Here is a 24,392-nt window from a genome sequence, read left to right as displayed (position 1 = left end):
AGCCCGCTCCCACATTTGTATCTAAGACTTTTTCACCACCTTCCTGAATATCTGCCGCGCCTTGCCGGTCAGGCGCTTGAACCGTGACTCGGGTTTGGGCGGGGTCAAACCCTGTTGCCGAACCCAATCCTTCCAGCGAATCCGCTCGTCATGGACCACCCAGCCGTCCTGCGGTGCAAAGCTCTCGGCCAGCCGCACGCCACGGGTACTGGCAGGTTGCAGGCGGTCTTTGCTCAGGGTGTATAACTCGGCGCAGGGCCGGCCTTCCGTGAGCGGGATCAGGTACAGATCCGGGCGCTTGCGGTCCAGCCGCGCTACCAGTTGATCCCCTTCAAGCCGCTCTTCGACATGGAAAAGGCTCAGGGACTTGGCCTCTTTGGGCACTTCCAGACGCAGGTCGTAAATCAGTTGCAGCGATGCTGTCGGCAAGTGCACGTAGGTCCGTGGCCGCTCCAGCAAGGGCTGGCTGCCACAGCTTACAGGCCGTGTCGCACCGGACAGGGGGGTCAGGCGAAAGGGCATGGCCTCGCGGTAATGCAGCGCGGCGGCGTAGGGCGCAGGCAGCCATGTTTCATTGAACCGCCCGCTCAGCCAGCCTTCGGGGGTTTCCAGCAGGCACTCTTCGGCAATCTCCTGGATGGCTGTGTGCAGGGGCAGGCTGACCTCGTGGGCTGGCACGTAACCAGAGATCAGCTTGAGCACCACATCGCCCCGATCCTGACGACGCTGACGTACCAGCACCCAGTAGTCGCGACCTTGCCAACTCATGGTCAGTCGCACGGATACGCCAAGGTTGGCCAGCTCCAGCGAAAAACGCTCATTATCGGCAACCTTGACCGGGCGGCGCTTTAGCAGGGTCTGCGCGAAGTTCAACGGCATGCCGATGCTTTGATAGCTCAAGCCCTCTGGCGTGGCTTCGACAAATAACGGCAGGGTTTTGAAGTCGCTGGGGTTCTTGCGGATCAGCATGCGCGGCATGTCGGCTCCTCCTTGCGTCGGGGTCGGCCGCGTCGGCGGCTTCAGGTTTTACGCAGAACCTGCGCAACGGTCGCCACGTTATGGGCCAAGTGCAGCGGATTGATGGTGCCGACAATAGCACTGGCAACCCCGTGATGGCCAAACACCAGTTCGAAGCTGGCGCGCACCGGATCGACCCCAGGGCTCAAGCACACATGCCCGCTGGCCAGCGCCTTTTTAACCAGAATGGCCTTGCCGTGGGCCGCGGCGTAATCGATCACCGGCCGCTCGGCCTGTTCATTGAGGTTGTAGGTGACCATCGCGCAATCACCGGTTTCCAAGGCCTTGAGCCCTCCTTCAACGGTTTTGCCCGACAAGCCGAAACCGCGAATCTTGCCCTCGCGTTTGAGTTCGGCCAGGGTCTCGTAGGCCTCGCACTCATTGAGAACCGCAAGGTCATTGCCGTCAGAGTGCACCAGCACCAGATCGATAAAGTCCGTTTCAAGACGTTGCAGGCTGCGTTCCACCGAGCGCCGGGTATGTGCGGCGCTGAAATCATGACTCGACTGGCCGTCGACAAACTCTTCGCCGACCTTGCTGACGATCACCCAGTCCTGGCGCTGACCACGCAATAGCGGGCCAAGGCGTTCTTCACTGCGGCCATAGGCGGGGGCGGTGTCGATCAGGTTGATGCCCAGATCGCGGCTGAGCTTGAGCAGCATCTGCGCTTCGTTATCATCCGGAATCTTGAAGCCGCTGGGGTACTTGACCCCCTGGTCGCGACCCAGCTTGACGGTGCCCAGCCCCAGTGGCGAAACCAGCAGGCCGGTACTGCCCAGCGGGCGATGGAAGTCGTGCAGGGTTGGCTGGCTCATGGCAACAGTTGCTCCCACGCGGTTTTTCCCAGGGGTGGACGTGGCAGCGGAGGGAGGGCCGGTGCATTGCCCGGTTTGATTCCGTCGTGCTCCAGCGCTTGCAGCACCCGGTCAGAGAAGTCCGGTGCCAGTGCCAGCTTGGTCGGCCAGCCGACCAGCAGACGGCCCTGGTCCGAGAGAAAAGCGTTGTCCGGGCGTACCAGCCCCGACTGCGCAGGCTCGGCACGGTTGACCCGCAACGTGGCCCACTGCGCCTGGCTCAGGTCAACCCAGGGCAGCAGGTTGCCCAGCTCTTTTTTCGCCACGGCGATTTGCTCGGCAGGTTCGCGGGCCACGCCATCGGCTTCGGCGATATCACCGCCCAGATACCACACCCACTCGCCATTGGCCGCGGGGTGAGTGGTTACCGTAATGCGTGGCTTGGGCCCACCGCCCAGGCAGTGGGCGTACAGCGGCTTGAGGCTGGGCCCCTTGACCAGCACCATATGCAGCGGGCGCAGTTGCTGGGCCGGAACGCTGATGCCGACACTGGCCAGCAGCTCGGCATTGCCGCCACCTGCACTGAACACAATACGCTGGGCGTGAATCTCCAGACCGTCGACCCGCAGGCCAATCAGTTCGTCGTTGTCAAACAGCGGTTCAATCACCTTCCCGGCCAGCAGGCCATCCCCCGCCAACTCCGCCAGACGCTCGATCAGGCTCGGGACGTCGACTACCAGCTCCGCCAGGCGATACACCTTGCCTTTGAAACGTGGATCTTGCAGGGCCGGGGGCAACTGGTCGCCCTTGACCTGATCGACCCGGCCACGCACGGCCTTGCTGGCAAAAAAGCTGGTGAGGTTGCCCGCGAGGGTGCCCGGCGACCACAGGTAATGGGCTTCGGAAAGAAGGCGCACACCACTCAGGTCGAGTTCGCCGTCGCCGGCCAGGGCTTCGCGCCAGCGGCGCGGCATATCGGCGATGGCTTCGGACGCCCCGGTCAGGGCACCGTGCAGCGCATATTTGGCGCCGCCATGAATGATGCCTTGAGATTTCACACTCTGCCCGCCCCCCAGGCTTTCACGCTCGATCACAATCGTGGAGAAGCCCTGGCGACGCAGGCGGGCATTGAGCCAAAGGCCGGCAACCCCAGCGCCGACAATCAGCACGTCGGTGGAAATAACAGATGGCATGGGCGACCTCGGCGTTTAAAGACAAAGACCGCAAGTATACAGCCTGATCCACAACCTGGCCTGAGCCTGTAAACCTGCGTAGCAGCTGCCGAAGGAACGAGGTGTGGTGTTTTCGTTGCTGGATTCAATGCCCCGCTGTTTTCGAGAACAGTTGAATCACCACCACCCCCAGCACAATCAGGCCCATGCCGAGCATGGCCGGGATGTCGAGTTTTTGCCCGTAGATAAACAGCGCTGCGACACTCACCATCACAATGCCCATACCCGCCCACACCGCGTAAGCCACGCCCACGGGAATGGTTCGCACCACCAGGGTCAGCATCCAGAATGCCGTGGCGTAACCGGCAATCACCAGGATCAGCGGCAGCGGTGTGCTGAAACCCTTGATCGCTTTCATGGAGACGGTGGCGATGACTTCGGCGCAAATGGCAATGGCCAGGTAATAGTAGGCGTTCATGGTGGAGTCCTGAGTGTGGAGCGGGGCAATTTAGCAGCAAGGCATTCTAGTAGTTGTGAAAGTGTGTAGTGCGTTCTGGTTGCGACAGGGTAGGGAGTATTCGGTGCCATCATCGTGAATACTTTTTCAAGTAAACTCCGCACCCATGAATAGAACTCTCTACACCTTGCTGTTTCATCTGGGGCTGCCACTGGTGGCGATTCGATTGTGGCTGCGGGCGCGCAAGGCGCCCGCTTATGCCCGGCGTATTGGTGAGCGTTTCGCCTTGAATCTGCCGACCCTGCAGCCGGGGGGGATCTGGGTGCATGCGGTCTCGGTGGGCGAGAGCATCGCTGCCGCGCCGATGATTCGTGAGCTGCTAAAACGTTACCCACAGCTGCCAATCACAGTGACGTGTATGACACCCACCGGGTCCGAGCGGATCCAGGCGCTGTTCGCGAATGAGCCGCGTATTCAGCATTGCTACCTGCCTTACGACTTGCCGTGGGCGGCCGCGCGCTTTTTGAATCGCGTGCAACCCAAACTCGCGGTCATCATGGAAACCGAGTTGTGGCCCAATCATATCCATCAGTGTGCCAAGCGCGGCATACCGGTGGCGCTCGCCAATGCCCGCTTGTCGGCACGCTCGGCCAAGGGCTATGGCCGCTTCGCCCGCCTGACCCGGCCCATGCTGGAAGAAATGAGCCTGATTGCGGTGCAGACCGAAACCGAAGCCGAGCGCTTTCGTCAATTGGGTGCACGACCTGAGTGCGTTGAGGTCACCGGCTCGATCAAGTTTGACCTGACCATCGACCCCCAGCTGCTGGTCGATGCCCGGGAGCTGCGTGAGCAGTGGCAGGCTCTGGCTCGCCCGGTATGGATTGCAGCCAGCACCCACGAGGGGGAGGACGAGATTGTGCTCGCGGCCCATCGGCAATTGCTTGGCCATTACCCCAATGCGTTGCTGATGCTGGTGCCTCGGCACCCGGAGCGCTTCAATCAGGTATTCGAGCTGTGCCAGCGCGAAGGGTTTGCCACGGTGCGCCGTTCCAGTGGCGAGCCGGTCACCGCAAGTACCCAGGTCATGCTGGGTGATACCATGGGTGAATTGCTGTTTTTGTACGCGCTGGCAGACACCGCTTTTGTGGGGGGCAGTCTGGTTCCCAATGGCGGGCACAACCTGCTGGAACCGGCGGCGCTGGCCAAACCGGTGTTGAGCGGGCCACATCTGTTCAACTTTCTGGAAATCAGCGCGATGCTGCGCGACGCCGGAGCACTGGAAGAAGTGGACGACGCCCAAGGGCTGGCGCTGGCGGTACAGCGCTTGTTCGAGTTGCCGCAAGACGCCCGGCGCATGGGCCAGGCGGGCCTTAAAGTCATGCAGCGCAATCAGGGCGCCTTGCAGCGGTTGCTCGATGGCCTGGGACGGTTGATGTCGCGCTAGTCGGCCAGTGGCAGAAACCAGCGTTCGGCCAGGTCTTTACCAATCTGGCCGCGATGCACGTTTACGATGGCAGGGGCAGTTTTAGCCTTGTCCAGCTGGACGATGTAGCTGAATTTTCGCTGCTCTTTTGTCTTCAAGTGAGCGGCCGTGTAGTTCGCTTTCGGGGTATGGGCCTCGTCATAGTGAAAATGGGCATACCACAGCGGGCTGCCCTGGCGGTCGTTGACGGCGTACTCCTGCATGTAATCCTGCCGCTCACCGGTTAACGGGATGCGCTTGCCTAGCCCCGCTATCTGGACCTGTTTCTCATCAATCAGGTACTGCAGGTTGCCATGGGTCGGCGGCAGTTCGAAGCTCAACTTGATGCGCATCTCCCTGCCTTCCCTGATCATTTTTTGGGCAGCACTGCGCATGCTGTCGATCAGGGTCTGATCGTCCTGGGACCTTGAATCCTCGGCTTGGGTCTGCAGGGCCAAGTGCAGTTCAGTGGCCAGCTTGTCGAGCTTATTGGCTTCGCGAATGAGTTCTTCCTCGACTTCCTGCGGGTAGCGGGTACTCATGCTGTGCACTGTGGCCTTGTGCAGATGCCACTCGGACAAGGCGTAAAGTTTGCGCGCATCACCCTTGATGATATTCAGTGCCCGTGTGCGCGGTGATTCAGTACGCACGGTTTTAATCTCGATCCATTCGTCCTCGTGCTGCAAATAAGTCGACAGTAATTGCTCGTCATAGTCTGAGCGGATTTCAATGACATCACTCAGCCATTCGTTGTCTGCGGGCCGGAGTTCGCCGATCAATTTGCCCTTGCCACGGACATGAATCACTTTTTTGGAGCGACTGCCAGCGGCAGGTGGTGTGCGCTTTCCAGGTCTTTGTGCGGGGGGCTGCGGGGGCGGCTTGATCTCGGCCGCCAGTTGGCGGGTGACATCCTGATAGAGCTCTGTCAGCAACAGACGAAGTTTTTTGAAGTACTCGGGATCCAGTTCATCGGCATACATCAAGCCAATGCCTTCCAGGGCATCCAGCGCCTGGCCGTAGTTCTCCACCAGGCTGTCCAGTACCTCCAGGCGTTTGTCAGCGTCGATTTCCAGAGTATTGAGCTGGTTATGGGTGTGGGTGTGCTCATTGAGCGGGTCAATGGCGCTATCAAGGCTTTCTTCTGTGAGACTGCTTGCGGAGGGGGTGGAGCTGGCCTGTTTCAGGCAGTCGAGCTGAAAACCCTTGAGGGTCAGGCTGGTATGTCCAGCCGCAGGTATTGAACGGGCCAGTTCGGTAGCGGCAGCGATGCCCGCTTCGCCGAAGTTGTACAACTGCTCCAGATAGCCGTCTCTTTGCTCGATACGTTCTATCGTGATCTCGTTGATTGCCACCTGCTCGCGGTTTGACTGTGCATACCCCTGGGGGTCTGCCTGTACCGCGGCCTCGATATCAGCGTCCTCTGCATTGAACTGCGGCCACTTGTTGATCAGGGCTCTTTGTTCGTTTGCCGAGACAACCAGGGAGATGATCCGGTTGTCGAAGGACTTCTCCAGCATGGAAATCACGATCGTTTCGTGAAAGGGGATATCAAGCTTGCTGCGTTCCTCAGCAGTGGCCAGCAATGCCTGGTAACCGCTCAACTCCGCGTGCAGTGCGGTTTTGAGCCTCTCGCGTAAAGCGGCGAGCTGCTCGGCAGTGAAGCGTGGGTCTGCCATTGCACTTCTCAGGGCGCTGTGGGTGATATCAACGGCCTTCTGCCGCGGAGCTTCAAGGGGGTAAAAGTCAGTCAGCTGTGTTTGCAGTTCACTTTTACGCCGGGCTTTTTGCGCTTGCAGGGACGCTATGCGTCTGGAGAGGCCCCCAGCCTGTAAACGCAGGCGGGTGTCTACAAACCAATTACCTTTACCATCCGTTCTCAGGTTCGGGCCAATGCGATTGATATCGGTGCTTGAAGAGATGGCGACATTATCTTCGCTGTCGATGTGCACGGGGTACAGCCCTTCACCGAGCAAGGCGTGCCACTTCTGATCAATTAAATAAAGCCCCTTGAACAGGCCGTCGGGTATCGGAGGCGGTAAAGTTTCGGGTCGCGCCACCTTGAAACTGGCCAACAGCTCGCGTCTGCTGGCAGTCAGGCGATCGCTGGCGCTGGCGATGCCCAAGTCCAGCTCGGTGCTGCGGGCACCAGGCAACTCGCCGGGCAGGGCCACGATGCCCGTGACAATTTTGGGCGGCTCCGGCTCCGGCCAGATTTCGGCGATACGGGCCGGCGCCTGCGCTCGCAAGGCCTTGCTCATTAACCCTTCTGGAAGTGGTGTGAGTTTCTGCAGAGCCGTCTGGGACTGGTGGAACAGCAACATGCCCAGGTTAAGCAATACATCGGCGGCTGCCAGCTCGCGAGTCGCGGCGTCACTGCTGGCAAGAGCGGGGATGTCCTGGCTGGCCAGTTTCGCGACACTCAGCAAACCGCCGGTCAGCATGATGGGGGGTGGCAAGCCCGGCAGCAGCAACAGGCTGTTGAAAATCAGGCTGCCACCTTCCAGTAGCACCCCCCAGCGGCTTTCCGTATTGGACACCGAATCTGTGTTCGCCTGCTCCACCAGCGCCCTGGCATTACAGCCAAAGAGGTACTGCATCAACTGGCCGTTCTGTAGAAATTGCAGTAACTCGTCGCTGCCGTTGGTGGCCAGCCTGGCAGGACCCGGCCGTTCAATCGGAGCGAACTCACTGCCCAAACCGAAGCGCAGGTAATGTGGCTCCTTGAAGCCGCCGTTGTCGTAGATCGGACGGGCAATGTCACTCAACCAGGTCAGTACGCTGGTTTGCAGAGGCGAGGGCTCGACAATGGCGTCCAGCAGTGCGTCGCGGGTGCTGAACTCCAGCAGTGATGGCGAGTAAAAAGGCCGGTACAGCACATGTGGCCCATACTCGACGTTGGCCGGCTCGATGATAAACATGTTGCCCACAATGTCGGGCAGGGCTTCGGGGTGGCGTAGCAGGGCCAAATGACGAATGACCACTGCCAGTCCTTCGACCTGTTGCTCAGCGGCGCAGGTGTGTACCACTGCGGCCACATGGCGGGCGCCCAGCGGGGTCAGGCCATTTTGTTTTTTCAGGCTCAGTTCCAGCGCTTCCATCGGCAGTTGCACGCTGGTTTGAGTGGCGAAAAACCTTTCGCGCACCAGGGCGTCGGGTGTGTTGCTCAACAGTGCGTTTTCAAGATACTTGGGGTACACCCTGCCGATATCGACCTTTTCGATCAGCCCGCCGCGTCGGGTGATGTAGTCGGGCGTCAACCATCCTGGCAGTGGCTCCCCCAGGCGATGGCGCAGGCTGAGTGCACCTTCGGGCCGACCGATCAGATTTTTCAGGGACAGCTCGGTCAGGCTCATGGTGGTGCTCTCCACGATGCCGATGGTCCCGGGCAGGCCGGTGGCGGACAGAAAAGTCAGCTCGATATCATTGGGTGCAAACTGATCCATGCGCTCTTGCATGGGGATATCTTGCTCGAATTGTCGCTGGTCGGCGCGCATTTGCCAGTGCAACGCGTCGGCGGCATAGGTGTGGATGTCGCTGATGCCATACAGGTAGGTCTTGCCTTCGCTGGCCTGTTTGGCGGCATACAGGGCAAGGCTGTAATGGCGATAGCGTGCGATGCTGGCCGCTGACGCGTTATTCAGCCATTCGGGCAAGTGGTTTTTGACCGTTGTAAGGCTCTGCAAGGTGGCTTTGGGCGCGTCGGCAAAGTATGCCGAGGTATCCGTGATGGACCTGTAAACCCTTTGCAGTGCCTGCCAGCCGATACTGGACGGCACTTTTAGCGTGGCTGTGCGTTCAAGTTGCCGGTTCAGAATGGCGGCGGCGCTGGCATCGAAAAAATTACCCTCCAGCTCAAATTGCTTCATGCGAATTTCTTTTACGGTGTACGAGCTGATGATTTTCCTGGCCCAGGCCTGACCCAGTGTGGCCATGCTTTTAAAGGTGAGGGTGTCGCCGTCAGCTTTGCACATCAGCACCTGGTTTCGGGTGACCAGAGCAATCCTTGTATTGAGCCCGGAGTAAACCACCTCAGGATTCAGCAGGGTGGCTTCGAGCCAATAGGCGCGCACAGCGTTCTCGCCATACAGGCGGATACGCTCTTCGAGGTCAGGCGTGGTGATGACCTGGTTGATGGCAGCAAGGGCGGCCGGGTTCAGACCGGTTTGCCGAATTGCACCAATTGTCAGGGTGTCCCGCATCACATCGCTGAGCCACCGCCAGCGGCTGGTGCCGGTATCGGTTTTTTTTGTCCACCACTGGTGCAGTGCATTCTGCAGTCCGACGGGCAGGCGCCAGGGGAGCTCCTTGACCAGGCTTTCGATAACCTGCATATCCAGCTCACCGTCATCGGGCTTGAGCCAGTCGGGGGCGTTATCGGTCAGGTAGTAGGGTTGTGTGTTGACGGGGCTTAAATCCAGCGTGACACCGCTACCCAGGTAATCCAGCACCCGGGGCATGAACGGCTCCAGCGACCAGCCTCCACCGGGCCTGGGCACGGCCAGGCGGGTGCGTTCGAGGCTGATTCGCAGTGAGGGATAGCGCTGTGCAATGGCCGCTGCGAGCATTTGCCGGGCGACCGTTGTGAGTGGGGGCGGGTTGGCGAACTGTGCCCGTACGGCATTTTCGGGCAGGGCGAGGGAGGGCGAGGGGACTGTAGGCATGAGCGTTCCTGTGTTGCGTTCCAGAAGGTCATACGACCGATGCCGTATTAACTTCTGGAGCGTTCAAGGAACGGTGTTAGCTGGATATGTCAGCCAATCAAATTGCGCGAAAGTCAGTTGCCCGGCGAGCGCAGATTGGCTTCGGCGGCCTTGGCCAGGTCCGGTGGCAGAAAGTCCTTGTCCGGGTTGTAGTCGGCTTTCAAATAATGTGACAGCGCTTCCAGATCCCCCGGGTTCAACGTTCCTGCAGCCTGCTTGAGGCGCAGGTTGTCGAGGATGTAGTCGTAGCGACTGTTGTTGTAATCACGTACCGAGTTGTACAGCTGGCGCTGGGCGTCGAGCACGTCGACGATATTGCGTGTGCCCACCTGGTAGCCGATTTCCGTGGCTTCCAGTGCGCTCTGGTTGGAGATGATCGACTGTTTGCGTGCCTGCACCTGTTCAACGTCGGTATTGACCGCACGGTGCAGGTTGCGGGTGTTTTCCACCACCTGGCGGCGCAAGGCTTCACGCTGTTGTTCGGTCTGGTCCAGGCGCGAGTACGACTCGCGCACCTGGGAGCTGGTCAGCCCGCCGCTATAGATCGGGATATTCAACTGCACGCCGATGCTGCGCTGGGACACGTCGCCGCCGTAACGCTGGTTCAGGGCGTTGGGGTTGCTCAAACCGAAAGCGTCGTTGTCGCCGGTTTTGTACTGTGCCACGGCATCGAGGGTTGGCGCATGGCCAGCCTTGCGCTGCTTGAGGGTTTCTTCGGCGGCGTTTACTGCGTAATTGCTGGCCAGCAGGTTGAGGTTCTGCTGCGCGGCGGTGTCTACCCATGACTTGGCGTCATTGGGCATCGGCGGCAGGATCGGCAAGGTGTGACGCATGCCTTCAATCGCATTGTACTGGCGGTTGGTCAGGGTGATCAGCGATTCAAAAGCGTCTTCGACCTGACGCTGGGCCAGCATCCGGTTGGCCCGCGCCGTATCGTAGCTGGCCTGGGATTGCAGCACGTCAGTCTTGTCCGACAGACCCACGTCAAAACGCTCGCGGGACTGGTCCAGCTGGCGCTTGAACGCGGCCTCTTCGGCCTTGGTCGCCGCCAGTGTGTCCTGGGCGCGCAGTACCGAGAAGTAGGCATTGGCGCTTTGCAGAATCAGGTTTTGCTCGGTGGCCGAGAGTTGCAGTGCAGCCTGTTCGTTGATCGATTCGGCGGCTTTCAACTGGAACCAGCGGTCAATCCGGAAAATCGGCTGTGCCAGCGTGGCCTGATAGACCACGGCGCTGCGGGTGGTGGTCAGCGATGGCTGGTCGATGGCCGTGCGCACGTTGCTCGACTCGGCCCCCCCTGACAGGTTGGGCAGCAAGCCAGCACGGGCCTGGGGCACCACTTCCTTTTGCGCCTCGTAACCGGCGCGGGCCGCCGCCAGGTCGGCGTTGTTGTCGACCGCTTCGTGGTAAACGCTGACCAGGCCGTTTTGGCTGGACAATGGGGCGGTGGTTTCCAGCGCCATTGCGCTGGACGCCCAAGACACGGCGATAGCCAGTGATAGTTTGCGCAGCATGAGCGATCCCTAGTTCAAGAATGCGAAAAATGAAAGCCCGAGTCCGACTCGCGGTTTCAAGAAGTAGCGAGTGTAGTAGTGGTGGCACCTTGCAACAATGCCGTTCTTGCGCCTTTTATCACGCCATTGATTGAGGGGTTGGCGTTCTGCCTCACTCTTCTCTAGACTGGGCGCGTTCTTGTCGGGGTGCCTTGCTATGAGGCTGAGATCGAATAATTTCGGATCCCGTTGAACCTGATCAGGTTAACGCCTGCGTAGGGAACAAGATTTCTCGTCTCCCGGCGAGTCCTCTTGAGTGCTGTCCGGGATTGATTGGTCAAAAAATGATCAATCATTCGAGGCCGTCACTCAGCACCCAGTCCTTGGGTGCATCCGTACATTTTTCAGGTTCTCCCTCCGACAATCCGCCTGGATGCAGTCTGGAGAGCCGTGATGAGTACAAAACCAAAAAACGCGATCAATCTCAGTGATTCGGCCAAGGTCGATGAGCAGTCGGTCAAGCCGTTTACCCGCTCGCAAAAAGTCTACGTACAGGGTTCGCGCCCGGACATTCTGGTGCCGATGCGTGAAGTTAGCCTGGATGTCACACCTACCGATTTTGGCGGTGAAGTGAACGCCCCGGTATTGATCTACGACACTTCGGGCCCGTATACCGACCCGTCGGTGCAAATTGATGTGCGCAAAGGTCTGGGCGATGTGCGCTCGGCGTGGATTGACGACCGTGACGACACCGAGCGCCTGCCGGGCCTGAGCTCCAACTTTGGGCAGATGCGCCTTGAAGATGCAGAGTTGACCAAACTGCGCTTCGCCCACGTGAAGAACCCGCGTCGGGCCAAGGCCGGTGCTAACGTCAGCCAGATGCACTATGCGCGTCAGGGCATCATCACCGCCGAGATGGAATACGTCGCCATCCGCGAAAACATGAAGCTGCAGGAAGCCCGCGCCGCCGGTTTGCTTGACCAGCAGCATCCGGGCCACAGCTTTGGCGCCAGCATCCCGAAAGAAATCACCGCCGAATTCGTGCGTGATGAAATCGCCCGCGGCCGCGCCATCATCCCGGCCAACATCAACCACGTTGAGCTGGAACCGATGATCATCGGTCGCAACTTCCTGGTGAAGATCAACGGCAATATCGGCAACAGTGCGCTGGGCTCTTCAATTGAAGAAGAAGTGGCCAAGCTGACCTGGGGCATTCGCTGGGGATCGGACACGGTCATGGACCTGTCCACCGGCAAGCACATTCACGAAACCCGTGAGTGGATCATCCGCAACTCGCCGGTGCCGATCGGTACGGTGCCGATTTACCAGGCGCTGGAAAAGGTCAACGGCGTGGCCGAAGACCTGACCTGGGAGCTGTTCCGCGACACCCTGATCGAGCAAGCCGAGCAGGGCGTGGACTACTTCACCATCCACGCAGGTGTGCTGCTGCGTTATGTGCCGCTGACCGCCAAGCGCGTGACCGGGATTGTGTCCCGTGGTGGTTCGATCATGGCCAAGTGGTGCCTGGCGCACCACAAAGAAAACTTCCTTTACACCCACTTCGACGAAATCTGCGAAATCATGAAAGCCTACGACGTCAGCTTCTCGCTGGGCGATGGCTTGCGTCCGGGATCGATTGCCGACGCCAATGACGCGGCGCAGTTCGGCGAGCTGGAAACCCTTGGCGAGCTGACCAAGATCGCCTGGAAGCACGACGTGCAGTGCATGATCGAAGGCCCTGGCCACGTGCCGATGCAGTTGATCAAGGAGAACATGGACAAGCAGCTGGAGTGCTGTGACGAGGCGCCGTTCTACACCCTCGGCCCGCTGACCACCGACATTGCGCCGGGTTACGACCACATCACCTCGGGCATTGGTGCGGCGATGATCGGCTGGTTCGGTTGCGCCATGCTTTGCTACGTGACGCCCAAGGAACACTTGGGCCTGCCGAACAAGGATGATGTGAAGACCGGGATCATCACCTACAAGATCGCGGCCCATGCTGCCGACCTTGCCAAGGGTCATCCAGGCGCTCAGATCCGCGACAACGCCCTGAGCAAGGCGCGTTTTGAGTTCCGTTGGGAAGATCAGTTCAACCTCGGCCTGGATCCGGACACGGCGCGCTCCTATCACGACGAAACCTTGCCCAAGGATTCGGCCAAGGTCGCACATTTCTGCTCCATGTGCGGGCCGAAGTTCTGCTCGATGAAAATCACCCAGGAAGTTCGTATCTACGCCGCCAACCAGCGCATAGATGCCATCGACGTGGATGTGGCCAAAGGCCTGGCCGAACAGGCCGAGCGCTTCAAGCAGGAAGGCAGTCAGCTGTACAAAAAAGTGTGATGTAAGCAGTCCCCTTGTGGGAGCGGGCTTGCTCGCGATTGCAGCACCTCGGTGATTCAGATGCACCGAGTTGATTGCATCGCGAGCAAGCCCGCTCCCACAGGTTTTAGGCGGTTTTCTCTTTGTGGGATTCATTCCTTGAACACACCCGGTACTTACTCTCCCGACCTTGCTGTTCCTTTGGACCGGCGTGCATTCGGTGGTCGCGATTTGTTCTCCCTGTGGTTCTCCCTCGGCATTGGCCTGATGGTGTTGCAGACCGGCGCGTTGCTTGCGCCGGGGCTGGGACTGTCAGGGGCATTGCTGGCGATTTTTCTCGGCACGCTGGTAGGCGTGTCGCTATTGGCTTCGGTCGGTGTGATTGGCAGCGATACCGGCCTTTCGTCCATGGCTGCGCTCAAGCTCAGCCTGGGCAGTCGCGGTGCCATGCTCCCGGCCATGCTCAACGTGTTGCAATTGATCGGCTGGGGCTCGTTTGAAATCATCGTGATGCGCGACGCGGCCAGCCTGCTTGGCGTCCGGGCTTTTGGCGAAGGCAGCCTGTTGAGCAACCCCCTGTTGCTGACGCTGTTGTTCGGCGCCTTGGCCACCTTGCTTGCGGTGAGCGGGCCATTGACCTTTGTGCGCAAGATTCTGCGCAAATGGGGTATCTGGTTACTGCTGGCGGCCTGTCTATGGCTGACCTGGAACCTGTTTGCCAAAGCTGACCTGCCAGCGCTGTGGGCGCAAAAAGGCGATGGTTCGCTGCCGTTCGCAGTGGGTTTTGACATTGCCATTGCCATGCCGCTGTCGTGGTTGCCGCTGATTGCGGATTACTCACGCTTCGGCAAGCGTGCACAAAACGTGTTCGGCGGCACGGCCTTGGGCTTCTTTATCGGTAACTTCTGGCTGATGAGCCTGGGTGTGGCTTACACCCTGGCATTCGCCCCGAGTGGTGAAGTGAATGCGCTGCTGTTGGCGCTGGCAGGGGCCGGGCTGGGGATTCCGCTGCTGCTGATTTTGCTCGATGAGTCGGAAAACGCATTTGCCGATATTCACTCGGCGGCGGTGTCAGGCGGAATTCTGTTGCGTTTGAAAGTCGAGCATCTGGCCCTGGCCATCGGCGTGGTCTGCACCTTGATCGCCTGCTTTGCGCCGCTGGCGCAGTACCAGAACTTTCTGTTGCTGATTGGTTCGGTGTTCGCGCCATTGTTCGGCGTGGTGCTGGTGGATCACTTTATCCTGCGCCAGCGCAGTGCCCGGGTTGCGCCTGAGTTGTGGCGCTGGCCGACGCTGCTGGCCTGGCTGGGCGGGGTGCTGACTTATCACCTGCTGGCGAACGTGCTGCCGGATGTAGGCGCAACATTGCCCGCGTTGTTGCTGGCCGGCGGGTTGCAGTGGCTGTTGGGGCGCGGGTCAAAAACGGCCTAGCACACTGTGGGAGCGGGCTTGCTCGCGATGCTGGCGACGCGGTTTTCCAGTGAAACCGTATCGATCCCATCGCGAGCTAGCCCGCTGCCACAGGGGCGGTTGGCGTTACCCGCGACCCGGAAACCACTCTGGCTTTAAAATCCCGTTCAAACGCGAGTACGGAATCTTCAACTCAACATGGCCCTCAGAGTACGGCGCAATGCTGTACACGTCGTACTTGAGCACTACGTTGTCTTTGAGCAGCGCCACATGCGGGGTTTTCTCGAACGGCCAGTTTTTCACGAACTCCGGATCGCTGCCGTAATGGCTGCTGATCAGCCAGTTGTTGTGAGCCACTTTGGCTGCACCCCAGAAAGCCTGTTCCTGGCCCGGCAGCAGCATGTCCTGCAGGGTCACGTCCTTTTGCTGTGAGCGCGAGTAGTTGATAAAGCCGCGGCCCGGCATGCCATGGGCGCCCCCGGTATCCAGGTAGCTGGAAAGCTCGACAATCACCAGACCGTCATGCTGCTCGCGTACCTTGGCCTGCAAATAAGTGCTGTTACGGCTGTCGGCCGTACGCAGGAAGTGTTCGCGATAGGCGTTGAGCGAGGGCGCCAGTTTGTCCTCAGGCGAATTGACGGTCATTCGCAACAGGCGATTTTCGATCAGCGCATCGAGCTTGGGGGCGTCGGGAAAATGCAGTGTATCGATGTTCACCAGCGGGCATTCCTGGCCGGTGCAGCCTGCCTTGACTTGCTCAGAAGCGTCATTGGCAAACGCCAACGGCTTTTGCACCGCAGGCTGGAACACGCTTTGGCAAGCGCCCAGGGTCAGGGCGATGCAAGTCATGGAAGCAAACTTTAAAAGCGACATGGTCGTCCTTCATCGTCGGAAGAGTGGGGGAGTGATGGTGGTTCGACTGCCAGCATGGGCATCGGTTCGCCACTAAGCTTATGTAGAGCCAATTAGAGTTGTTTTGCAGGCGATCCGTCTATCCCCGTGTTAGAAAAGAGGCTGCATCCGCAGTCTCTGGCGCGTTAGGATGCGCGATGCCGAGGGTCCGCCCACGGTGAAATTCGCCAGCAAGGGGTTTGTAATGACTGACATCACCAAGGCCAGGCCAAGCACCGTCGAGATCGTAAAGCGCGAGAACGGTTATCAGGGTTTTTACAAGCTTGATCGGGTGCATCTGCGACACGAACTCTTTGCCGGAGGCATGAGTCGCGAGATCAGTCGTGAGGTGTTTGTACGACATGATGCAGTCTGTGTGCTGCCCTACGACCCGCAGCGTGATGAAGTGGTACTGATCGAACAGTTCCGCGTCGGCGCCCTGGGCAAGACTGACACGCCCTGGCTGATCGAGCTGGTTGCCGGGCTGATCGACAAGGCTGAAGTGCCCGAGGAAGTGGCTCACCGTGAAGGTGAGGAAGAGGCCGGGCTGACGTTCTCGTCGTTGTGGCCGATCACTCGCTACTTCCCGTCGCCGGGGGGCAGCACCGAGTTTGTTCATCTCTATCTCGGGCGTTGCAGCACTGAGGGCGTCGGGGGCTTGCATGGTCTGGAGGAAGAGGCAGAAGATATTCGTGTAACGGTATGGGCGTACGAAGATGCGCTGCAAGCAGTACGTGATGGGCGTATTTCCAATGCAGCGAGCATTATTGCCCTGCAATGGCTGGCGCTTAATCGCGCTGAAGTGAGGGGGTTATGGTCGTAAATGGGGTTCGCGATCGTTATCGGGTCGATCTGATCGGGCTGCAGGCCGCTTGCGAGGCCAACTATGCGCGTCTGATGCGTTTGTTGCCCGAAATGCGCGAGCAACCCGGCCCGCGCCAGATTGCCGTGACCCAGGGCGATCAGATGCTGGGCGTGCTGACGCTGGAGGTGATCCTCGATTGCCCGTACACCAGCACCTTGCGTGTCAGCCAGGAGCACAGCTTGCCGTGGTTGCCGGTGCCTCAATTGCAGGTGCAGGTGTATCACGATGCGCGCATGGCCGAAGTGATCGCGGCCGAGCATGCGCGGCGTTTTCGCAGCATTTATCCCTACCCCAATATCGCCATGCACCAGCCCGACGAAAAGGCCCAGCTCAATGTGTTTTTGGGTGAGTGGCTAAGTCATTGCCTGGCCTGTGGCCATGAGTACGCAGATGTGCGCTGAAATCCTGGCAAGCGCACCAAAAAACTGGCCTCTGGATCAAGGCGCTTACTCCCATAATGGCCATACTCAATGGCATAATCGCGCCATTCACTGACCCTCCCCGGGAGAGCCACCTTGCCGAATGTATCCACGCTGACCACCGAAGACCCGGTGCTGCTGGTGCAGCTCTCTGACAGCCACCTGTTTGCAGAAGCGGATGGCTCGCTGCTGGGGCTCAAGACCGCGCAAAGCCTGCAGCAAGTGATTGATCTGGTGCAGGCCGAGCAGCCGCATATTGACGGCCTGCTGGCCACTGGTGATCTGACCCAGGACGGCAGTGTCGAGGCTTATCAACGCTTTCGCACACTGACCGCGCCGTTGGCACCCTTTGGCCGCTGGATCCCCGGCAACCACGATCAAGTTGCGCAGATGCGTGAAGCGGCCGTGCAAAGCCGTCTTCTGGAGCCGGTGGTCGATATTGGCAATTGGCGCATTACGCTGCTCAACTCGGCTGTTCCCCACTCCACCCCCGGTTACCTGGAGGACGATCAGTTGCAATTGCTGGCCCAGTCCTTGAGCGAAGCCCCCGATCGCCATCACCTGGTGTGCCTGCATCACCACCCGGTGTCGGTGGGCTGCCCGTGGCTGGAGCCGATCGGTCTGCGCAATGCCAAAGAATTCTGGTCGGTCATGGACCGTTATCCCCAGGCCCGGGCGGTACTGTGGGGGCATGTTCATCAGGCGTTCGACCAGCAGCGCAACGACGTTCGATTGCTGGCCACGCCCTCTACCTGCATCCAGTTCGCGGTGGGCAGCCCAGACTTCAAGGTCAGCGGCGAGGCACCGGGCTATCGCTGGCTGCGCTTGCAACCGGACGGCACTCTGCAAACCGGCGTGTCGCGCCTGGCGGATTTCACCTTTGAGCCGGATTACAGCGCCAACAATTACTGAATTATCTTGAAGCGAGTCATTGCCCCTGAGTCAGGCTAAACTGCGCGCCTTTATTGTTGCTGTGTTCAGCTTAACGGGTCTTCGGGGGTCATCGCATGTCAGGTTCCATCTTGTATATCCACGGGTTCAACAGTGCCCCCGAGTCCAAGAAAGCCATGCAGTTGACGTCGGCTATGCACGGCATGGGCCTTGGCGGGCAACTGCGGGTGCCTGCCCTGCACCATCATCCGCGCCAGGCCATTGCCCAATTGCAGGGCGTAATCAGTGAGCTTGGCAGCCCATTGCTGGTCGGCAGCTCGCTCGGCGGCTACTATGCGACATGGCTGGCCCGCCAATACGGCCTCAAGGCCTTGCTGATCAATCCGGCCGTCAGCCCGCACCGGATGTTCGACGGCTATCTGGGCACGCAAACCAATCACTACAGCGGCGAAACCTGGGAACTGACCCTCGATCACGTGCAGGCGCTGGCAGAACTTGAAGTGCCAGCCCCTCAGGACGCGCAGCGTTGTCAGGTGTGGTTGCAGACAGGCGATGAAACCCTGGACTACCGCTACGCTGAACAGTACTACGCGGCATGTACGTTGCGTATTGAGGCGGGCGGTGATCACAGTTATCAGGGCTTTGCCCAGCAGCTGCCCGACTTGCTGAACTTTGCAGGGATCGGCGCCGAACAGTTTGAAACCATCGACTTCGCGGCCCTTTAAGGCGCCCGTCGAATGGCCCTTTTTTTCACTTACGACTAACGACGAGACCCTATGGCCACTCCCAGCGCTAGCTCTTATAACGCCGACGCCATCGAAGTCCTCTCGGGCCTCGACCCGGTGCGCAAACGCCCCGGCATGTATACCGACACCAGCCGGCCCAACCACCTGGCCCAGGAAGTCATCGACAACAGCGTCGACGAGGCCCTGGCCGGTCACGCCAAGTCGGTCAACGTCATCCTGCACGCCGATCATTCGCTGGAAGTTAGCGATGACGGGCGCGGCATGCCGGTGGACATCCACCCTGAAGAGGGTGTGCCGGGCGTCGAGCTGATCCTCACCAAGCTCCACGCGGGCGGCAAGTTCTCCAACAAGAACTACCAGTTCTCCGGTGGCCTGCACGGTGTGGGCATCTCGGTGGTCAACGCGCTGTCGACGCTGGTGCGGGTCAAGGTCAAGCGTGACGGCAACGAGTACCAGATGACCTTTGCCGATGGCTATAAAGCCACCGATCTGGAAATTATCGGCACCGTGGGCAAACGCAACACCGGCACCAGCGTGTACTTCGCGCCGGACCCGAAATACTTCGATTCACCCAAGTTTTCCGTCAGCCGCCTCAAGCACGTGCTCAAGGCCAAGGCCGTGCTATGCCCGGGGCTGCTGGTTACGTTCGAAGACAAAAACACCAACGAAAAGGTCGAGTGGCATTACGAAGACGGCCTGCGCTCGTATCTGGTCGATGCAGTCAGCGAATTTGAACGCCTGCCCGACGAGCCGTTCTGCGGCAGCCTGGCCGGTAACAAGGAAGCCATCGACTGGGCCTTGCTGTGGCTGCCCGAGGGCGGCGACAGCGTGCAGGAAAGCTACGTCAACCTGATCCCTACGGCCCAGGGCGGTACCCACGTCAACGGCCTGCGCCAGGGCTTGCTCGATGCCATGCGCGAGTTCTGCGAGTTCCGCAGCCTGCTGCCGCGGGGTGTCAAGCTGGCGCCTGAAGATGTGTGGGAGCGCATTGCGTTCGTGCTGTCGATGAAAATGCAGGAACCCCAGTTCTCGGGTCAGACCAAAGAGCGTCTTTCATCCCGTGAGGCGGCGGCATTTGTCTCGGGCGTGATCAAGGACTCCTTCAGCCTGTGGCTCAACGCCAACCCCGAGTTGGGCATGCAACTGGCCGAACTGGCGATCAACAACGCCGGGCGCAGGCTCAAGGCCAGTAAAAAGGTCGAACGCAAGCGCATTACCCAGGGGCCGGCCTTGCCGGGCAAGCTGGCGGACTGCGCCGGGCAAGACCCGATGCGCTCCGAGCTGTTCCTGGTGGAAGGTGATTCTGCAGGCGGCTCGGCCAAGCAGGCGCGGGACAAGGAGTTCCAGGCGATCCTGCCGTTGCGCGGCAAGATCCTCAACACCTGGGAAGTCGACGGCAGCGAAGTGCTGGCGAGCCAGGAAGTGCACAATATCGCTGTGGCCATCGGTGTCGATCCGGGCGCGGCCGATATGAGCCAGTTGCGTTACGGCAAGATCTGCATCCTTGCCGACGCCGACTCCGACGGCCTGCACATTGCTACCTTGCTCTGTGCATTGTTTGTGCAGCACTTCCGCCCGCTGGTGGATGCCGGTCACGTCTATGTGGCGATGCCGCCGCTGTACCGCATCGACCTGGGCAAGGAGATCTTCTACGCCCTGGACGAAGCCGAGCGCGACGGCATTCTTGACCGTCTTGTCGCCGAGAAAAAACGCGGCAAGCCGCAAGTCACACGATTCAAGGGGCTGGGTGAGATGAACCCGCCACAGCTGCGCGAAACCACGATGGATCCGAACACCCGTCGCCTGGTGCAACTCACTCTTGAAGACTTCGCCGCCACGTCAGAAATGATGGACATGCTGCTGGCCAAGAAACGCGCCGGTGACCGCAAGTCCTGGCTCGAATCCAAAGGCAACCTGGCGCAGGTGCTGGCCTGATGCGCAGTGCCTTGCTGGGCTTGTTCTGTTTGGGTGCTGCGCCGGTCATGGCCGATACCTGGCCAGAACTGGCGTTGCAGTCAGAGCATCCGGTTGAAGGCATGCGCGGTGGCAATCTGTCCGGGCTGGCATTATGTTCGGGTGAGCTGTGGGCGGTGTCTGATCGTGATGATGATCAGATTTATCGCCTCGATACCCGCGAGTCTCTGTGGCAGGCCGAAGCCTTGCCTGTCGATGTGCCGCCAGCGCCGGAAAGCGGCTTGCCGTGGGGCGTGCGCATGATGGGCAAGGCCATCAGCCCGTTGCGCGGCGGCGAGCTGGACTTTGAAGGGATCAGTTGCGATGAGGCGGGCAACCGGTTCGTGGTCAGTGAGTCCCATGCAGCGGTACTGCAAATCCCTCAGGCCGGGGCGCCTTCATGGCTTAAAATCGACCCGGCGCTGGTGCGTCAGGCCCGTGCCAGCGGCATGTTGCTGCATTTCAATGCGCTGTTTGAGGGGATTGCCGTCAACCCGCAGGGTAATCAGATATGGCTGGCGGCCGAGCGTGAGCGCCGTGGCTTGCTGACTATTCGCAAAAAACAGAGTGTATGGGACTGCGAAAACGGTTGCGTGCTGATGAGCGAAGGCGGTCTTGAACAGCCGCCGACGCAACTCAACGCCAAGGCCCAGGCAAAGGACTTTGCCGACCTGGCGCTGTTTGAGGACAAGCTGTTTACCCTTGAGCGCATGGCCTATCGTATTTGCCGGCGTACCCCGAATACGGGCGAGATCGAACGCTGTTGGTCGTTTGCCAATGATGCCCTAACCGATGCCCGGCGTTACAACACCGGCTATGGCAACACCGAGGCCCTGAGCCTGGATGCCAAGGGCGCCTGGGTCGGGGTCGACAACGGCAGCCATAGACGCGCCGATGGCGAAAAACGTCCCATCGTCTGGCGCTTTGCTGCACCGCAAGGTGGCTGGAGTGCCAAACAATGAGCCAGCAAGCACCGGGCAAAGGCGTGGGGCGTATCTTCATGATCGTGGCCTGGTGCGCGGGCCTGTACCTGGCCACGCAGTTTTTCGGGCGCTGGGAACAGCGTCAGCAAAACCCCAATACCGAAGTGACCTCGCAGCAAGGCGAGGGTTATATCGAAGTCAAACTGCTCGGCAACGTGCAGGGCCATTTCGTAGCCAGTGGCCGGATCAACAACGTGCCGGTGGAATTTTTACTCGATACCGGTGCCACCGATGTGGCAGTACCGCTGGATCTGGCCAGGCAACTGGCACTGCCCAAGGGCCTCCCGGTGACCCTGAGCACCGCCAATGGCCGCACCCAGGGCTACCAGACCCGCATCGATCGCCTGCAGCTGGGCGCCATTGTGCTGCGCGATGTGCGAGCTGTAGCGGCCCCCGGGCTGGACGGCGAGCAGGTGCTGCTGGGCATGAGTGCGCTGAACAAACTTGAATTTACCCAGCGCGGCGGCACCATGCTGCTGCGCCAGACAACGAACTGAATGAGGTCCGCATGAGCGACTCCCTTGATCTCAGCCTGGACGGTGTAGAACGCCGGTCACTGGCCGACTTCACCGAACAGGCCTACCTCAACTACTCCATGTACGTCATCATGGATCGGGCCTTGCCGCATATCGGCGACGGCCTCAAGCCCGTACAGCGGCGTATTGTTTACGCCATGAGCGAGTTGGGCCTGGACGCTGACTCCAAGCACAAGAAATCGGCGCGTACCGTCGGTGACGTGCTCGGTAAATTCCACCCTCACGGGGACTCGGCCTGCTACGAAGCGATGGTGCTGATGGCACAGCCGTTCAGCTATCGCTACACCCTGGTCGACGGCCAGGGCAACTGGGGTGCGCCGGACGATCCCAAGTCGTTCGCCGCCATGCGTTACACCGAAGCTCGCCTGTCGCGTTACTCCGAGGTCCTGCTCAGCGAATTGGGCCAGGGCACGGCGGACTGGGTACCGAACTTTGACGGTACCCTCGACGAACCTGCGGTTTTACCGGCACGTTTGCCCAATATCCTGCTCAATGGCACCACCGGCATCGCCGTCGGCATGGCCACCGATGTGCCGCCGCACAACCTGCGTGAAGTGGCGGCGGCGTGCGTGCGTTTGCTCGACGAGCCGAAAGCCACGGTTGAGCAATTGTGCGAACACATTCAAGGCCCGGACTACCCGACCGAAGCTGAAATCATCACCCCGCGCGCCGACCTGCTGAAGATCTATCAGACCGGCCGTGGTTCGGTGCGCATGCGTGCGGTGTATCACATCGAAGACGGCGACATCGTGGTCACTGCACTGCCGCATCAGGTGTCGGGTGCCAAGGTGTTGGAGCAGATCGCCGCGCTGATGCAGGCCAAGCCGACCAAGCTGGCGATGGTAACCGACCTGCGCGATGAGTCCGATCATGAAAACCCGTGCCGTATCGTCATCATTCCGCGCAACAACAAGGTCGATCTCGACGAGCTGATGCAGCACTTGTTCGCTGTCACCGAGCTTGAGTCCACGTTCCGGGTCAACATCAATATCATCGGCCTGGACGGCAAGCCGCAGCTGAAAAACCTGCGCGCCCTGCTGGTTGAATGGCTGGAGTTCCGCGTCAACACCGTGCGCCGCCGCCTGCAGTTCCGCCTCGATAAAGTCGAGCGCCGCCTGCACCTGCTGGACGGTTTGCTCACCGCTTACCTGAACCTCGATGAAGTGATCCATATCATTCGCACCGAGGAACACCCCAAGGCCGAGCTGATTGCACGCTTTGCCCTGAGTGAAACCCAGGCTGATTACATCCTTGATACGCGCCTGCGCCAACTGGCCCGTCTGGAAGAGATGAAGCTGCGCGACGAGCAGGATGCGCTGCGTAAAGAGCAAGCCAAGCTGCAAGCCCTGCTGGGCAGCGAAGCCAAGCTGAAAAAGCTGGTGCGCACTGAACTGCTGGAAGACGCCAAAACCTACGGCGATGATCGTCGTTCGCCAATCGTGGCCCGCGCAGAAGCCAAGGCCCTGTCGGAAAACGAGCTGGTGCCGACTGAAGCGGTCACGGTGGTGCTCTCGGAGAAAGGCTGGGTACGTTGCGGTAAAGGCCACGATCTGGACGCTACCGGCCTGTCCTATAAAGCGGGGGATGGTTACAAAACCGCCGCTGCCGGGCGCTCCAACCAGTTTGCGGTGTTTATCGACTCCACGGGGCGCAGCTACTCAGTGGCTGCGCACACCTTGCCGTCGGCCCGTGGTCAGGGCGAACCGCTGACCGGTCGTCTGACCCCGCCTCCGGGCGCGACATTCGAGTGCGTGCTGTTGCCGGAAGACGACGCGTTGTACGTGATCGCCTCCGATGCCGGTTATGGTTTTGTGGTTAAGGGTGAAGACCTGCAAGCCAAGAACAAGGCCGGTAAAGCGCTGCTCAGTCTGCCCAAAGGCGCGCAGGTGATGCAGCCGCGGCCGGTGTCCGATCGCGAGCACAACTGGCTGGCGGCGGTAACCACTGAAGGGCGCCTGTTGATCTTCAAAGTCAGCGACCTGCCGCAGCTGGGTAAGGGCAAGGGCAACAAGATCATCGGCATACCCGGCGACCGCGTGGCCAGTCGCGAAGAGTACGTGACCGACATCGCGGTACTTCCAGACAATGCCGCATTGGTATTGCAGGCGGGCAAGCGTACCTTGACGCTCAAGGCGGATGACCTGGAACACTACAAAGGTGAGCGTGGCCGTCGTGGCAACAAACTGCCTCGTGGGTTCCAGCGTGTGGATGCCTTGTTGGTAGAAACCCCCAATTAAGCCTGTTTAGTGCGCCCGGCCTGCGTTTTTAAGCGCAGATCGGCGCG

At 60.1% G+C, this 24,392-nt stretch carries 18 protein-coding genes and 1 riboswitch; of the genes, 11 read left to right on the top strand and 7 right to left on the bottom strand.

Features of this window, described 5'->3' with window-relative positions; genetic code table 11:
* Positions 1-21: 21 nt before the first annotated feature.
* From V6L81_RS01100 to V6L81_RS01085, 4 genes are all read right to left on the bottom strand, one after another.
* Positions 22-978, bottom strand: coding sequence for a metal ABC transporter ATPase (locus V6L81_RS01100; protein ID WP_338660422.1), 957 nt, complete (start codon positions 976-978; stop codon positions 22-24).
* Positions 979-1,019: 41 nt separating this feature from the next.
* Complete coding sequence (locus V6L81_RS01095) at positions 1,020-1,832, bottom strand: aldo/keto reductase (protein ID WP_338660421.1); 813 nt, start codon at positions 1,830-1,832, stop codon at positions 1,020-1,022.
* The gene (locus V6L81_RS01090) at positions 1,829-3,004 is read right to left on the bottom strand and encodes an FAD-dependent oxidoreductase (protein ID WP_338660420.1); all 1,176 of its coding nucleotides are present in this window, start codon (positions 3,002-3,004) and stop codon (positions 1,829-1,831) included. Before V6L81_RS01090 ends, V6L81_RS01095 begins: the two co-directional genes overlap by 4 nt.
* 124 nt (positions 3,005-3,128) lie before the next feature.
* Positions 3,129-3,461, bottom strand: coding sequence for a multidrug efflux SMR transporter (locus V6L81_RS01085; RefSeq protein WP_095000929.1), 333 nt, complete (start codon positions 3,459-3,461; stop codon positions 3,129-3,131).
* A 145-nt stretch (positions 3,462-3,606) separates the two neighbouring features.
* On the opposite strand from V6L81_RS01085, the gene waaA reads away from it, so the two are divergent.
* Positions 3,607-4,884: a lipid IV(A) 3-deoxy-D-manno-octulosonic acid transferase gene (waaA, locus tag V6L81_RS01080; RefSeq protein WP_095017690.1), complete on the top strand. Its 1,278-nt coding sequence runs from the start codon at positions 3,607-3,609 to the stop codon at positions 4,882-4,884.
* On the opposite strand, the gene V6L81_RS01075 is transcribed toward waaA, so the two are convergent.
* Both V6L81_RS01075 and V6L81_RS01070 read right to left on the bottom strand, forming a co-directional pair.
* Complete coding sequence (locus V6L81_RS01075) at positions 4,881-9,563, bottom strand: dermonecrotic toxin domain-containing protein (RefSeq protein WP_095020189.1); 4,683 nt, start codon at positions 9,561-9,563, stop codon at positions 4,881-4,883. The genes waaA and V6L81_RS01075 overlap by 4 nt on opposite strands.
* A 113-nt stretch (positions 9,564-9,676) precedes the next feature.
* On the bottom strand, positions 9,677-11,113 hold the full coding sequence (locus tag V6L81_RS01070) for a TolC family outer membrane protein (protein ID WP_095017688.1): 1,437 nt from the start codon (positions 11,111-11,113) through the stop codon (positions 9,677-9,679).
* Between the two features lie 172 nt (positions 11,114-11,285).
* Positions 11,286-11,391, top strand: a riboswitch (TPP riboswitch).
* A 154-nt stretch (positions 11,392-11,545) separates the two neighbouring features.
* Here V6L81_RS01070 and thiC point away from each other — a divergent pair.
* Positions 11,546-13,435: a phosphomethylpyrimidine synthase ThiC gene (thiC, locus tag V6L81_RS01065; RefSeq protein ID WP_095000933.1), complete on the top strand. Its 1,890-nt coding sequence runs from the start codon at positions 11,546-11,548 to the stop codon at positions 13,433-13,435.
* Positions 13,436-13,573: 138 nt separating this feature from the next.
* Complete coding sequence (gene cytX / locus V6L81_RS01060; protein WP_179291745.1) at positions 13,574-14,845, top strand: putative hydroxymethylpyrimidine transporter CytX; 1,272 nt, start codon at positions 13,574-13,576, stop codon at positions 14,843-14,845.
* A 105-nt stretch (positions 14,846-14,950) separates the two neighbouring features.
* Here the strand turns inward: cytX and V6L81_RS01055 are convergent, their stop codons facing one another.
* A complete protein-coding gene (locus tag V6L81_RS01055) occupies positions 14,951-15,697 on the bottom strand; it encodes an RsiV family protein (RefSeq protein ID WP_095023821.1) in 747 nt (248 codons plus the stop codon).
* A 223-nt stretch (positions 15,698-15,920) separates the two neighbouring features.
* Here V6L81_RS01055 and V6L81_RS01050 point away from each other — a divergent pair, with 223 nt between their 5' ends.
* The 8 genes from V6L81_RS01050 to parC all read left to right on the top strand — a co-directional run bounded on the left by V6L81_RS01050 (position 15,921) and on the right by parC (position 24,345).
* Positions 15,921-16,538, top strand: coding sequence for an NUDIX domain-containing protein (locus V6L81_RS01050; protein ID WP_095001096.1), 618 nt, complete (start codon positions 15,921-15,923; stop codon positions 16,536-16,538).
* Complete coding sequence (locus V6L81_RS01045) at positions 16,529-16,981, top strand: DUF1249 domain-containing protein (protein ID WP_338660419.1); 453 nt, start codon at positions 16,529-16,531, stop codon at positions 16,979-16,981. The genes V6L81_RS01050 and V6L81_RS01045 overlap by 10 nt, the downstream gene beginning before the upstream one ends.
* A 114-nt stretch (positions 16,982-17,095) precedes the next feature.
* Positions 17,096-17,911, top strand: coding sequence for a 3',5'-cyclic-AMP phosphodiesterase (cpdA, locus tag V6L81_RS01040; protein ID WP_095000936.1), 816 nt, complete (start codon positions 17,096-17,098; stop codon positions 17,909-17,911).
* Between the two features lie 95 nt (positions 17,912-18,006).
* Positions 18,007-18,615 (top strand): YqiA/YcfP family alpha/beta fold hydrolase, encoded by a 609-nt coding sequence (locus tag V6L81_RS01035; protein ID WP_095000937.1) that lies wholly within the window; start codon positions 18,007-18,009, stop codon positions 18,613-18,615.
* Positions 18,616-18,666: 51 nt separating this feature from the next.
* Positions 18,667-20,571 carry a DNA topoisomerase IV subunit B gene (gene parE, locus V6L81_RS01030; protein WP_095000938.1) on the top strand — a complete coding sequence of 635 codons (1,905 nt, stop codon included), beginning with the start codon at positions 18,667-18,669 and terminating at the stop codon, positions 20,569-20,571.
* Positions 20,571-21,551 (top strand): esterase-like activity of phytase family protein, encoded by a 981-nt coding sequence (locus tag V6L81_RS01025; RefSeq protein WP_130872276.1) that lies wholly within the window; start codon positions 20,571-20,573, stop codon positions 21,549-21,551. The genes parE and V6L81_RS01025 overlap by 1 nt, the downstream gene beginning before the upstream one ends.
* Positions 21,548-22,069 (top strand): TIGR02281 family clan AA aspartic protease, encoded by a 522-nt coding sequence (locus V6L81_RS01020; RefSeq protein ID WP_095000940.1) that lies wholly within the window; start codon positions 21,548-21,550, stop codon positions 22,067-22,069. Before V6L81_RS01025 ends, V6L81_RS01020 begins: the two co-directional genes overlap by 4 nt.
* An 11-nt stretch (positions 22,070-22,080) precedes the next feature.
* Positions 22,081-24,345, top strand: coding sequence for a DNA topoisomerase IV subunit A (gene parC, locus V6L81_RS01015; protein ID WP_095000941.1), 2,265 nt, complete (start codon positions 22,081-22,083; stop codon positions 24,343-24,345).
* Positions 24,346-24,392 lie beyond the last annotated feature (47 nt).

Source organism: Pseudomonas bubulae, from assembly GCF_037023725.1.
Lineage (GTDB): Bacteria > Pseudomonadota > Gammaproteobacteria > Pseudomonadales > Pseudomonadaceae > Aquipseudomonas > Aquipseudomonas bubulae.
Note: the sequence above shows the minus strand (reverse complement) of the source record. Positions and strands in the feature narration are given on the sequence as shown.